This is a genomic window from Stenotrophomonas sp. CC22-02 (assembly GCF_004365115.1).
Classification (GTDB): domain Bacteria; phylum Pseudomonadota; class Gammaproteobacteria; order Xanthomonadales; family Xanthomonadaceae; genus Stenotrophomonas; species Stenotrophomonas forensis.
In genome coordinates this window covers 1,097,488-1,110,239 of sequence record NZ_SOCO01000001.1, presented here as the reverse complement: position 1 = coordinate 1,110,239, position 12,752 = coordinate 1,097,488, and the positions used below count along the sequence as shown (strand labels likewise).

Below are 12,752 nucleotides of genomic sequence, written 5' to 3'. Positions count from 1 at the left end.
ATCCCCGGCTGCCCGCCACTTGCCAAATGGCCTGATCGACTTCAACCCCAGCTGGACCCGATCACGATCAGGACCAGCGACAGCAGCACCACCAGCAGCGCACCGGCAATGGCTGCCCAGATCGGTCCACGCTGCCGTCGCCAGGCCAGCACCAACGCCACCAGACTGCCGACGGACGACAGGCCGAGCATGACCAGAGCGGCCAGAATCCAGTACTGCATGGCGCGCATGCCGTGGTTGCCGTCACCTGGCGAGCCGAAGCTGGCCGCAAAGGCCAGTACGCCCAGCAGGAGGGACGCCCACGCAAGCACCGACAGCCCCAGCGCGATCAGGCCCCAGGGCCAACCGCGCGCCGACGCGCTCGTATTCATCAAAGAAGACCGTATGACAGGGCGCCCAGCCACAGCGACAGCAGGATGATCGCCAGGCCCGCCGCCACCTTGCCGCGATTCAGCCGCCAGGCCAGTACGGCAGACGTGGCGCAGCCCACGGCAGCCAGCAGCTCTGCCACCATCAATGCCATGAAATATGCGCGCAGATTGATTGCGCTGCCGCCATCACCGGGCGGCCGCACCGACGCGGCGCCGATCAGCACCAGGCCGAACATGCCCACCGTGAACAGCACCGCCAGGCCGAGTGCGATCAAGCCCCACGGCCATTGCTTCCAGTGCCGGCGGTGGCGCTGGGTTTCCAGCGCCACCCACGGGTCGCGGCTCACGCGAAGCGCGAGAAGCCGTGCTTCTTGGTGACTGCGTCAAGCTCCATCAGGGTCTCGAGCAGGGCTTCCATCTGATCCAGCGGCCACGCATTGGGGCCATCGGACAGGGCCTTGGACGGATCCGGATGGGTCTCGGCGAACAGGCCGGAGATGCCCACCGCCACTGCGGCACGGGCCAGCACCGGCACGTGCTCGCGCTGGCCGCCCGAACTGGTGCCCTGCCCGCCCGGCAGCTGCACCGAATGGGTGGCATCGAACACCACCGGGCAACCGGTATCGCGCATCACCGCCAGCGAACGCATGTCGCTGACCAGGTTGTTGTAGCCGAAGCTGGCACCGCGCTCGCAGACCATGATCTGCTCGTTGCCGGTAGCCTTGGCCTTCTCCACGACCGGCTTCATGTCCCACGGCGCCAGGAACTGGCCCTTCTTGATGTTGACCGGCTTGCCGGCCGAGCACACCTTGCGGATGAAGTCGGTCTGGCGGACCAGGAACGCCGGGGTCTGCAGCACGTCCACCACCGAAGCCACTTCGTCCATCGGGGTGTATTCGTGGACGTCGGTCAGCACCGGCACGCCGATCTGCTTCTTGACCTCGGCCAGGACCTTCAGGCCCTCTTCCATGCCCGGGCCACGGAACGCGGTGCCCGAGGTGCGGTTGGCCTTGTCGAAGCTGGACTTGAAGATGAAGTTGACGCCGAGCTTGTCGGTGACCTCCTTCAGCTTGCCGGCGGTATCGAGCTGCAGCTGCATCGACTCGATCACGCAGGGGCCGGCGATCAGGAACAGGGGCTGGTCCAGCCCGACCTCGAATCCACACAGTTTCATGGCGTTTCCTTGTTGTCCGCGGCACCGGCCGGGCCGGTGCGCTGGGGGTTGAAGCGTGCAAGATGGGGGCCGGCGGCCCCCATCACAAGTCAGGCGCGGGCTTCCTGCAGCAGCTTGCCGCCCGCCTTGCGCTCGCGTGCGGCACGGATGAAACCGATGAACAGCGGGTGGCCATCACGCGGCGTGGACAGGAATTCCGGATGCGCCTGGCAGGCCAGGAACCACGGATGTGCATCGCGCGGCAGCTCGACCACCTCCACCAGGGTGTCGTCCATCGACTTGCCGGCGATCACCAGGCCCGCATCTTCCAGCTGGGTGCGGTAGCGGTTGTTGAACTCATAACGGTGGCGGTGGCGCTCGGCGACCACGTCCTTGCCGTACAGCTCACGGGCCAGCGTGCCCGGCTTCAGGCGCTGCTCCTGCAGGCCCAGGCGCATGGTGCCACCCAGGTCGCTCTTGTCGTCACGCTTCTCGACATCGCCGGTGGCAGTGCGCCACTCGGTGATCAGGCCGATCACCGGGTTCGGCGACTGGCGGTCGTTCTCGGTGCTGTTGGCGCCTTCCAGGCCGACCACGTTGCGCGCGTAATCGACGACGGCCGCCTGCATGCCGTAGCAGATGCCGAAGTACGGCACGTGCTGCTCGCGGGCGAACTTCGAGGTCAGCACCTTGCCTTCAAAACCACGGTCACCGAAGCCACCCGGCACCAGGATGCCGTCGACGTCGGCCAGTGCAGCCATGTCGGTGCCTTCCAGGTCCTGCGCTTCCAGCCACTTCAGGTTGACCTTGGTGCGCTGGCGCAGGCCGCCGTGCTTGAGTGCTTCGCCGACCGACTTGTAGGCGTCCTGGTGGTCGACGTACTTGCCGACCACGGCGATGGTCACTTCGTCCAGCGGGTGCAGGGTCGCATCGACCGCGTCTTCCCACATCGACAGATCGACCGGGCCGGCCTTGTCGGCCAGCTTCAGCTGGTTGACCACGATCTCGTCCAGGCCCTGCGCGTGCAGGCCGGACGGAATGCGGTACAGCACGTCCACGTCCGGCACGCTGATCACCGCGCGCTCGGAAACGTTGGTGAACTGGGCGATCTTGCGGCGCTCCGAATCCGGCACCGCCTGCTCGGAACGGCACAGCAGCACGTCCGGCTGGATGCCGATCGAACGCAGTTCCTTCACCGAGTGCTGGGTCGGCTTGGTCTTCAGCTCGCCGGCGGCGCCGATGTACGGCACCAGGGTGAGGTGCATGAACAGTGCCTTCTCCGGGCCACGCTCGGTGCGCACCTGGCGGATCGCTTCCAGGAACGGCAGCGACTCGATGTCGCCGACAGTACCGCCGATCTCGACCAGCGCCACGTCGTAGCCTTCGGTGGCTTCGTCGATGCAGCGGCGGATCTCGTCGGTGATGTGCGGAATGACCTGCACGGTCGCGCCCAGGTAGTCGCCGCGGCGCTCCTTGCGGATCACGTTCTCGTAGATGCGGCCGGTGGTGACCGAGTTCTTGCGGCTCAGGCGAGTGCGCACGAAGCGCTCGTAGTGGCCCAGGTCGAGGTCGGTCTCGGCGCCGTCGTCGGTGACATAGACCTCACCGTGCTGGAACGGGCTCATGGTGCCCGGGTCGACGTTGATGTACGGGTCGAGCTTCATCATCGTGACCTTCAGGCCACGGGCTTCGAGAATGGCGGCCAGCGACGCGGCGGCAATGCCTTTGCCGAGCGAGGACACCACGCCGCCGGTTACGAAAATCAAGGGAGTCATGGCTGCAAGCATCCTGTCTGGAAATGGAAAACGGCAGCACCACGCGCACCCGGAGGGCGGGCATGGTGCTCGGAGGGGGTTTTCCGGTTCGCTGGGACAGCGAGGGAGGTGCGGGTCCGTGCGGCGGCACGCGCCGGACGGGGACCATCGTGCGAGGTCGGGGTGGCCGTGCCGGTCAAATCGACCGTCACCTGCGACCCGCCATGCTGGAAGCCACGCTTGGCCGCTCCAGCCCATTCGCAAATGGTGGACACGCACTTACTCCCGGAAAGCCATAGTTTACAGATTGATGGCCGCCAACCCAAGGGGCTTGTGCGGCCGATCCAACAAAAAACGCCCCGCTGGGCGGGGCGTTCCGGTGCGCAACCCTTGTCGCAAGGGCGCTTGGCAGGTTGCGGGATCAGCGCTTCTTCCGCGCCTCTTCCTCTTCTTCCTTCTGCGGGGCCGGCTGGCCCTGCGCCTTCATTTCGGCAGTGGCCTGCGCGCGACGCTTGGCCTTGGCATCCGCCTCGGCCTGCGCCTTGTCGGCCTGGTCACCCTGCTGCGGGGCCGGCTGGCCGGCGTTCTGTGCCACCACCAGCGGCACTGCAACAGCGGCAGCGGCCAGGATTGCAATGGTCAGCAACTTCTTCATGAGGTCCTCCTCGCGGTATGGCTTGGACGTTTCGACCCAACCGGGGTCGCCGGCGTTCAGATTCCAGCGGCTGCCATTTTACCCCCTCCCCGGCGCCGAGGCTGAACCGCAGGCGTGCAAATTCCCCGTCCACACCGCACACTTGCGCGTCGCTCCGCGCTTTGAAGATAGATGAACGCACGCTATAACGCCGCCGATATTGAAGTCCTGTCCGGCCTTGACCCGGTCAAGCGCCGTCCTGGCATGTATACCGACACCGCGCGCCCGAATCACCTGGCGCAGGAAGTGATCGACAACTCGGTGGACGAGGCCCTCGCCGGCCACGCCCGTTCGATCGAGATCACCCTGTACAAGGACGGCAGCGTGGAGGTCAGTGATGACGGCCGCGGCATGCCGGTGGACATCCACCCGGAAGAGAAGATTCCGGGCGTCGAACTGATCCTGACCCGCCTGCATGCGGGCGGCAAGTTCAGCAACAACAACTACACCTTCTCCGGCGGCCTGCACGGCGTCGGCGTCAGCGTGGTCAACGCGCTGTCGACCCTGGTGGAAGTGCACATCAAGCGCGAAGGCGCCGAACACCGCATCACCTTCCGCAACGGCGACCGCGCCACGCCGCTGGAAGTGGTCGGCAGCGTCGGCAAGAAGAACACCGGTACCCGCGTGCGCTTCTGGCCGGACCCGAAGTACTTCGACACCCCCAAGTTCGCCGTGCGCGCACTCAAGCACCTGCTGCGCGCCAAGGCGGTGCTGTGCCCGGGCCTGACCGTCAAGCTGACCGACGAAGCCACCGGTGAAGTCGATACCTGGTACTACGAAGACGGCCTGCGCGATTACCTGAAGCTGGAACTGGGCGAGCGCGAATCGCTGCCGGCCGACCTGTTCGTAGGCAACCTGAAGAAGGACACCGAGGTGGTGGACTGGGCCGTGGCCTGGCTGCCGGAAGGTGAACTGGTACAGGAAAGCTACGTCAACCTGATTCCCACCGCGCAGCACGGTACCCACGTCAACGGCCTGCGTACCGGCCTGACCGAGGCGCTGCGCGAGTTCTGCGACTTCCGCAACCTGCTCCCGCGCGGCGTCAAGCTGGCCCCGGAAGACGTGTGGGACCGCGTGTCGTTCGTGCTGTCGCTGAAGATGACCGACCCGCAGTTCAGCGGACAGACCAAGGAACGCCTGTCTTCGCGCCAGGCCGCCGGCTTCGTCGAAGGCGCGGCCCACGATGCCTTCAGCCTGCTGCTGAACCAGAACGTGGAGCTGGGCGAGAAGATCGCGCAGATCGCCATCGAACGCGCCAGCGCGCGCCTGAAGACCGAAAAGCTGATCGTCCGCAAGAAGGTCACCCAGGGCCCGGCGCTGCCCGGCAAGCTGGCCGACTGCATCAGCCAGGACCTGTCGCGCACCGAGCTGTTCCTGGTGGAAGGTGACTCGGCAGGCGGCAGTGCCAAGCAGGCCCGCGACAAGGACTTCCAGGCGATCATGCCGTTGCGCGGCAAGATCCTGAACACCTGGGAGGTTTCCTCCAACAGCGTGCTGGCCTCGGAAGAAGTGCACAACCTGGCCATCGCCATCGGTTGCGACCCCGGCAAGGATGACATCAGCGGCCTGCGTTACGGCAAGGTCATCATCCTTGCCGACGCGGACTCGGACGGCCTGCACATCGCCACGCTGCTCACCGCGCTGTTCCTGAAGCACTTCCCGGCGCTGGTCGACGCGGGCCACGTGTTCGTGGCGATGCCGCCGCTGTTCCGCATCGACGTGGGCAAGCAGGTGTTCTACGCCCTGGACGAGGAAGAAAAGCGCTCGATGCTGGACAAGATCGAACGCGAGAAGATCAAGGGCGCCATCAACGTGACCCGCTTCAAGGGCCTGGGCGAGATGAATCCGCCGCAGCTGCGTGAATCCACCATCCACCCGGATACGCGTCGCCTGGTGCAGCTGACCGTGGACGATCGCGAGCAGACGAGTTCGCTGATGGACATGCTGCTGGCCAAGAAGCGTGCGTCCGACCGCAAGGGCTGGCTGGAGAGCAAGGGCGACCTGGCTTCGCTGGAAGTCTGATCCTGGCACCCCCGGTAGTGCCGGCCGCTGGCCGGCAACCTCGACTGCCGGCCAGCGGCCGGCACTACCGCTTGATGCGCTCCCCTGGCAATACGCCCCCATCGGCAAACCCGGCGGCGCCATAATGCGCGTCCATCCGCGTGGACCACCGTATTGGCCAGCCACTCGCTGCTGTTCCCCGGCCTGCCGCTGCACAGCGCGCGGCTGGTCCTGAGCCCGATCCGCCGCGACGACGCTGCCGCGTTGTTCGTACTGCAGTCGGACCCGGACGTGATGCGCTGGTGGAACCACCCGGCCTGGACACGACCGGCCGAGGCGCGCGAACAGATCGATGACGATCTTGCCGCCCATGCCATCGGCACCCAGCTGAAGCTGGCCGTGCGCGAATCCATGGACGGCCCGCTGCTCGGCATCTGCGTGGTGTTCGCCGTGGACCGTGACGCCGCGCGCGCCGAGATCGGCTACCTGCTGGCGCCCGACCAGCAGGGCCAGGGCTACATGCACGAGGCGCTGCAGCAGGTGCTGGCCTATCTGTTCCGCACGCTGCACCTGCATCGGGTCGAGGCCGAGATAGACCCGCGCAATGCGCCTTCCGCACACGTGCTGGAACGGCTGGGCTTCCACCGCGAGGGCGTGCTGCGCCAGCGCTGGCGCATCCAGGGCGAACTTTCGGACTCGGCCGTCTACGGCCTGCTGGCCGACGACGACGCGGCCGCCACCCTGCCCGCTTGACCCAATCTGGCTGCTGGAGGCTGCAGCATGCGGCCATGTCTTTGGACACATACGGCGCGGCCCTCCTCCGGCCTAGCATCGGAACCCCCTTCCGCTGCCGATACGGTGCCATGAAGTCCCTGCTGCACACTGCCGCGCTCTGCGTCGGCCTGCTCATTGCCCCTGCCAGCGTGCTGGCCGCACCCGACGCCGAGGCCAAGCCCGATCCGAAAGACGACAAGACCGAAGCGCCTGCGCTGCCGGCCGATGCGTCGGCGCGCCAGAGCATGCGCCTGGCCGGCCGCACCCTGGACTACACCGCCACCGTCGGCACCCTGCCGGTGCGCGATGCCAAGGGCAAGGTGATCGCCGACGTGGTGTTCACCGCCTACACGATGCCGGGCAAGGACCGGCCGGTGACCTTCGCGCTCAATGGCGGGCCCGGCGCGTCGTCGGTCTACCTCAATATGGGCGCGATCGGGCCCAAGGTGGTGACCTTCGGTTCGGAAGGTGACAGCGCCTCGGCGCCGGCCACCCTGCATGACAACCCGGGTACCTGGCTGGACTTCACCGACCTGGTGTTCATCGATCCGGTCGGCACCGGCTTCAGCCGCGCGCGTATCGGCGATGACGAAGCGAAGAAGCAGCTGTACAACCCCGGCGCCGACATCGAATACCTGTCGCGCTCGATCTACGACTGGCTGCTGCGCAACCAGCGCATGGCCTCGCGCAAGTACCTGACCGGCGAGAGCTATGGCGGTTATCGCGGCCCGCGCATCACCCACTTCCTGCAGACCCGGCTGGGCGTGGCGATGAACGGTCTGGTGCTGGTCTCGCCGTACCTGAGCCCGACCCTGGAAGACAACGCCGATGTCTCGCCGATGGCGTGGATGCAGACGCTGCCGTCGATTGCCGCAGCGCACCTGGAACGCCAGGGCAGGCTGACCGATGCAGCGATGCGCGAAGTGGTCGAATACACGCGTGGCGACTACGCGACCGCATTGATGAAGGGCCGCAGCGATCCGCAGGCGACCGAAGCGATGCTGCGCCGGGTGACCGAGCTGACCGGGCTTGACCCGCAGTTCGTGCGTCGCGCCGGCGGCCGCCTGGAGACCCAGGCCTACCTGCGCGAAGTGTTCCGCGACAAGGGCACGCTGGGCAGTCGCTACGATTCCAACGTGACCGCATTCGATCCGTTCCCGAACGATCCGGAGCAGCGCGCCAACGATCCGCTGCTGGACAGCATCATCGCGCCAACCACCACGGCGATGGTCGACTTCGTGACCCGCGTGGTCGGCTGGAAGGTGGACGCGCGCTACCAGGCACTGAACTACGACGTGAACCGGCTGTGGGACCGCAATGGCGAGCTGCGCCAGGGTGCGGTGACCCAGCTGCGGCAGGCGGTGGCGATCGATCCGCACCTGCAGGTGCTGATCGTGCATGGCTGGAACGACCTGTCGTGCCCGTTCATGGGATCGATCCTGACCGTGGACCAGATGCCGGCGATGGGCAGCAACCCGGATCGCGTGCAGGTGCGCAGCTATCCGGGCGGGCACATGTTCTACAGCCGGGCGGACAGCCAGGCGGCGTTCCGCAGGGATGTGCAGGCGATGTTCCAGCGTAATTGAGGGAGTTCCCGGCCGGGCCTGCGGCCCGGCACCCGCTGACTGCAACGGCAACGTCAAAAGCCGGGTTCCAGTGGGTTGGCGGGATGGATCCGGTTGCGGGGGACGCCGTGAACCCGTCCATGAGGGCTTGGCCGCGGCATCCATGCCGCGGACACCCCCGCAACCGGACCCACCCGGCCTTCGACAGTTTCCGGGCGCTGTTGGTGGGTGCCGACCGTTGGTCGGCACGGAATCTGACCCTGTTTCTGCTCTGGTGGGTGTCGACCTTGGTCGACACGCTGGATGCGGAAAACTCTTCTCCCATGAAAAAAGCCCGCCGGAATCCGGCGGGCTTTTTCGTTTATCGGGCCGCTGGCATCAGGTCCAGCCGAACAGCTCGAACAGCTTCAGGATCAGGTACGCACAGCCACCGGCTGCCGGGATGGTCAGGATCCAGGCCCAGACGATGCGTTCAATCACGCCGAACTTCAGCGAACGCGGGTTCTTGGCGAAGCCGACGCCCATGATCGCGGTGGAGATGCTGTGGGTGGTCGAGACCGGCATGCCGAAGTGGGCGGCCAGGGTCAGGATGGTGGCCGAGCTGGTTTCCGCGGCGAAGCCGTGGATCGGATGCAGCTTGACCATCTTGTGGCCCAGGGTCTTGATGATCTTCCAGCCGCCCGAGGCGGTACCGGCGGCCATCACCACCGCGCAGGTCAGTACGATCCACATCGCGATGCCGTCGCCGGCATGCGCGTCCGGGTGCATGAAGGCCAGCCATGACGGCAGGTCGTTCAGTGCGCCGGTGGCTTCGGCACCAATCAGCGTCATCGCGATGATGCCCATGGTCTTCTGCGCGTCGTTGTGGCCGTGGGCAAAGCCCATGTAGGCCGCCGAAGCGATCTGCGCCTTGCCGAAGAACGCATTGACGATGCGCGGACGGGCCAGGCGGCCGATGGCACCACCGATCTTGGCCAGGCCGGCGATCAGCCCCCACAGCAGCACCATCACCACGATGCCGAGCAGGAAGCCGGCAATCGGCGAGGTGATCATCGGCACAAACACCTTCCACAGCAGGCCCTTGTTCTGCGCCCAGCTGCCCAGGCGCTCGGACCAGATCAGCGCGTCCCAGTTGTTGTGCGCAGCGGCCAGGCCGGCGCCGCAGAGGCCGCCGATCAGCGCGTGCGAGGACGAGGACGGCAGGCCCTTCCACCAGGTGATGAGGTTCCAGATGATGCCGCCCAGCAGCGCGCACAGGATCACCTGCGGAGTGACGTCGACTACGTTGGTGTTGAGCAGGCCCGAAGCGATGGTCAGCGCCACCGCAGTACCGGTCAGTGCACCGATGAGGTTCATGAAGGCGGCCAGCATCACCGCCCAGCCGGGCGAGAGCACCTTGGTCGCCACCACGGTGGCAATGGAGTTGGCAGTGTCGTGGAAGCCGTTGATGAACTCGAAGACGAGCGCGGCCAGGATCACCACCAGGACAAGGGTCAACATGCGGCGGCGTCCGTCAGCTGTTCTTCAACACGATCTGGTACGCCACCACGCCGGCCTCGCGGCAACGGTCGATGGCCTTTTCCAGGATCTCGAAGAATTCCTTCAGCAGGAACATCTGCAGGTTGTCCAGGCGGCCGGAATAGATGTCGCGGTACAGCTCGAGCATCAGCCGGTCGGCCTCGTTCTCCAGCGAGCGCAGCTTCTCGTTGAGCGCGGTCATCCGGTCCAGGTTCATGTGGCGCAGGTCGGCCACCATCTCCACCACAACCCCGGCAGCCTGTTCCAGCATCGCCGCGCGCGGCGCGAAGTCGATGTGCTCCAGGTGGGTCGTGGCCAGCGAATAGCGATCGGCGAACTTCTCGATCTGCTTGGGAATCTTGTACAGCGCCGAACCCAGCGCTTCGATGTCTTCGCGCTCGATCGGGGTCATGAAGCTGTCCACCAGCGCCTGGCTGATCTTGTCCGAGGCCGCGCGTTCGCGCAGGCGGGCCAGCTTGAAAGCGTCCAGCGCCGGCTGGCGGTCGGCCTCGCGCAGCATGGAATGCAGCGCCTTGGCGGCGTCGGAAGCCGCGACGGCAGCCTCATCGAGCAGGGTGTAGAACTGTTTGCCGGAACCGAAAATGGTCTGCAGAGAGAACATTGAGAAACCTGTCAGCCGTCGCGGGAAGGACGGCACCAGACGGAATTATGACGGCTAGATGACCATCTCGGGTATCCCTGCCCCCTTTCCGGGCCTTGGCCCACCCAACCTGAACAGGCAGTTGCCACCCTGCCACGCCCCTTTGCTAAGATGCCAGCGCGCCTTCGGGCGCACCTTATGGACGACGACCCTTATCCCCCAGCGCCGCGCCGGACCCCGCTCCTGAGCGCCAGCCGCCATCGCAAGCACCCGCCCTCCCTGCCACCAACCGGGGACGACGCCCGTGTTTGAAATGATCCTGATTGTCTTCGCGCTCGTTCTGCTGAACGGCTTCTTCGCCATGTCCGAGATGTCGGTCATGACTTCGCGCAAGAGCCGCCTGAAGCAGATGGCCGCCACCTCCAAGCGGGCCGCCAAGGCACTGGAGCTGTCGGAAAAGCCGGAGAGCTTCCTGTCCACCGTGCAGATCGGCATCACCGTGATCGGCGTGTTGACCGGCTACCTCGGTGGTGAAGCGCTGGGCGAGGCCTTCGCCGGCTGGATCCAGGGCCTGATGCCGGGCTTTGCGTACGCTGGCAACGTCGGTACCGCACTGGCGGTCAGCCTGATCACCTTCATCACGCTGATCTTCGGCGAGCTGGTCCCCAAGCGCCTGGCGCTGACCCGCTCGGAAGCCATTGCCGGCCTGGTGGCGATGCCGATGAGCTGGCTGGCCAAGCTGGCCCTGCCTTTCGTCTGGCTGCTGTCCAGGACCACCCAGCTGGTGCTGCGCCTGTTCGGCCTGGGCAAGGATGAAGTGGCCTCGGTAACCGAAGAAGAAATCCGCATGCTGGTGGCCGAAAGCCACGAGGCCGGCGTGATCGACGCCCACGAGCGCGACATGATGAACCGTGTCATGCGCCTGGGCGACCGCACCGCCGACAGCCTGATGACCCCGCGCAACCGCATTGCCTGGCTCGACACCCAGGGCGGGCTGGAGCGCAACCTGGAAATCATGGCCGAGCACGAGTTCTCGCGGTATCCGGTGTACCGCGACAACGACATGGACGTGGTCGGCGTGCTCGAGCTGAAGTCGCTGGCCACGCGCATGGCGCGCGGCGACACCGCGCTGTTCCAGACCCTGCGCGAGCCGCTGTACGTTTCCGAATCGACCCATGCAATGAAGCTGCTGGAGATCTTCCGCGAGGAACAGCAGTCGATGGCGCTGGTGGTGGACGAGTACGGCGAGATCCAGGGCCTGGTGACCATCAGTGACCTCATGGGGGCGGTGGTCGGCCGCCTGCAGGCGGTGGAGAACGCCGACGAGGATGCGCTGGTGGTGACCCGCGAGGATGGCTCGCTGCTGGTGGATGGCTCGCTGCCGATCGAGGACCTGCGTGAGCTGATCGGCAGCAACGACCTGCCCGATGCCGAGGACGGCGACTACTACACGCTGGCCGGCATGTGCATCCACTACTTCGGCCGCATCCCGCATGCGGGCGAGTATTTCGACTGGGCCGGCTGGCGCTTCGAAGTCGTCGACCTGGACGGTGCACGGGTGGACAAGCTGCTGCTGCGCACGCTGTCCGACGAGCAGGCCGATGAGCTCACCGCCTGAGGCCGGCCAGGGTCCGGGTGCCGAGCGCCCGGCCTACCGCAACGAGGGCATCCGTACCCTGCTGGAGATGTTCGCCTCCGGCGACCCGGCCGAGCACATGCCGCTCGGCCAGATCCTGTGCAACCTGCAACAGAGCGCGTTCGGCGTGTTCCTGTTCGTGGCGATCCTGCCGTCGTTCATCCCGATCCCGGGCATGGGCGGTGCGGTCAGCGGCCCGCTGGTGATCCTGATCGGCCTGCAGATGCTGTGCTGCCTGCGGCGCCCCTGGCTGCCCGGCTTCATCGCCCGGCGCGGGCCGAAGCGCGGCACCATGCACCGCTTCCTCGACCGCATCGACCGCCCGCTGCGGCGCCTGGACAAGATGCTGAAACCGCGCTTGTCGCAGCTGCTGACCCCGCTGCCGGCGCACGCGTTTACCGGCCTGCTGCTGGTGCTGCTGGGCGTTCTGCTGTCGCTGCCGATTCCGTTCACCAACTTCCTGTTCGGCTTCCAGCTGCTGCTGTTCGCGCTGGCATTGCTCGAACGCGATGGCGCGCTGATGCTGTTCAACTGGATTGCTGCGCTGGCGGCCATCGCGTTCTTTGGTTTCAGTTCCGGGCAACTGGTGGGCTACACGGTGGAGCTGTTCCAGCGCTGGTTCTGAACCGGAACCCGGTAGAGCCGGCCGCTGGCCGGCTGCCACGTTTGCAGGATTGCCAGCCAG

12 protein-coding genes are annotated in these 12,752 nt (G+C 66.2%); 5 read left to right on the top strand and 7 right to left on the bottom strand.

The annotated features are described in order from the left end of the window. Window positions 1-41: 41 nt before the first annotated feature. From N440_RS05315 to N440_RS05295, 5 genes are all read right to left on the bottom strand, one after another. The gene (locus tag N440_RS05315) at window positions 42-371 is read right to left on the bottom strand and encodes a hypothetical protein (RefSeq protein ID WP_133934330.1); all 330 of its coding nucleotides are present in this window, start codon (window positions 369-371) and stop codon (window positions 42-44) included. Continuing rightward, window positions 371-718 carry a hypothetical protein gene (locus N440_RS05310; RefSeq protein ID WP_133934329.1) on the bottom strand — a complete coding sequence of 116 codons (348 nt, stop codon included), beginning with the start codon at window positions 716-718 and terminating at the stop codon, window positions 371-373. The genes N440_RS05315 and N440_RS05310 overlap by 1 nt, the downstream gene beginning before the upstream one ends. Then, the gene (gene kdsA / locus N440_RS05305) at window positions 715-1,545 is read right to left on the bottom strand and encodes a 3-deoxy-8-phosphooctulonate synthase (RefSeq protein ID WP_014036736.1); all 831 of its coding nucleotides are present in this window, start codon (window positions 1,543-1,545) and stop codon (window positions 715-717) included. The genes N440_RS05310 and kdsA overlap by 4 nt, the downstream gene beginning before the upstream one ends. Before the next feature lie 89 nt (window positions 1,546-1,634). Beyond that, window positions 1,635-3,299, bottom strand: a complete 1,665-nt coding sequence (locus tag N440_RS05300; protein ID WP_014036735.1) for a CTP synthase — start codon at window positions 3,297-3,299, stop codon at window positions 1,635-1,637. A gap of 400 nt (window positions 3,300-3,699) precedes the next feature. Continuing rightward, window positions 3,700-3,933, bottom strand: a complete 234-nt coding sequence (locus N440_RS05295; RefSeq protein ID WP_133934328.1) for a hypothetical protein — start codon at window positions 3,931-3,933, stop codon at window positions 3,700-3,702. A 171-nt stretch (window positions 3,934-4,104) separates the two neighbouring features. Between N440_RS05295 and parE the strand changes: the two genes are divergently transcribed. The 3 genes from parE (at window position 4,105) to N440_RS05280 (ending at window position 8,333) form a co-directional block, all read left to right on the top strand. Continuing rightward, entirely contained in the window at window positions 4,105-5,994 is a 1,890-nt protein-coding gene (parE, locus tag N440_RS05290) for a DNA topoisomerase IV subunit B (RefSeq protein WP_133934327.1), read from the top strand. A 153-nt stretch (window positions 5,995-6,147) separates the two neighbouring features. Continuing rightward, entirely contained in the window at window positions 6,148-6,726 is a 579-nt protein-coding gene (locus N440_RS05285) for a GNAT family protein (RefSeq protein ID WP_133934326.1), read from the top strand. A 110-nt stretch (window positions 6,727-6,836) separates the two neighbouring features. Further along, window positions 6,837-8,333 (top strand): S10 family peptidase, encoded by a 1,497-nt coding sequence (locus tag N440_RS05280; RefSeq protein WP_049458021.1) that lies wholly within the window; start codon window positions 6,837-6,839, stop codon window positions 8,331-8,333. A gap of 357 nt (window positions 8,334-8,690) precedes the next feature. On the opposite strand, the gene N440_RS05275 is transcribed toward N440_RS05280, so the two are convergent. Together N440_RS05275 and N440_RS05270 are read right to left on the bottom strand one after the other, a co-directional pair. Further along, window positions 8,691-9,812, bottom strand: coding sequence for an inorganic phosphate transporter (locus tag N440_RS05275; protein WP_006431323.1), 1,122 nt, complete (start codon window positions 9,810-9,812; stop codon window positions 8,691-8,693). A 13-nt stretch (window positions 9,813-9,825) separates the two neighbouring features. Beyond that, window positions 9,826-10,452 carry a DUF47 family protein gene (locus N440_RS05270; RefSeq protein WP_004152833.1) on the bottom strand — a complete coding sequence of 209 codons (627 nt, stop codon included), beginning with the start codon at window positions 10,450-10,452 and terminating at the stop codon, window positions 9,826-9,828. Window positions 10,453-10,744: 292 nt separating this feature from the next. Between N440_RS05270 and N440_RS05265 the strand changes: the two genes are divergently transcribed. Together N440_RS05265 and N440_RS05260 are read left to right on the top strand one after the other, a co-directional pair. Beyond that, window positions 10,745-12,049 carry a hemolysin family protein gene (locus tag N440_RS05265; protein WP_133934325.1) on the top strand — a complete coding sequence of 435 codons (1,305 nt, stop codon included), beginning with the start codon at window positions 10,745-10,747 and terminating at the stop codon, window positions 12,047-12,049. Then, complete coding sequence (locus N440_RS05260; RefSeq protein ID WP_133934324.1) at window positions 12,033-12,692, top strand: exopolysaccharide biosynthesis protein; 660 nt, start codon at window positions 12,033-12,035, stop codon at window positions 12,690-12,692. Before N440_RS05265 ends, N440_RS05260 begins: the two co-directional genes overlap by 17 nt. The last annotated feature ends 60 nt before the right edge of the window (window positions 12,693-12,752 follow it).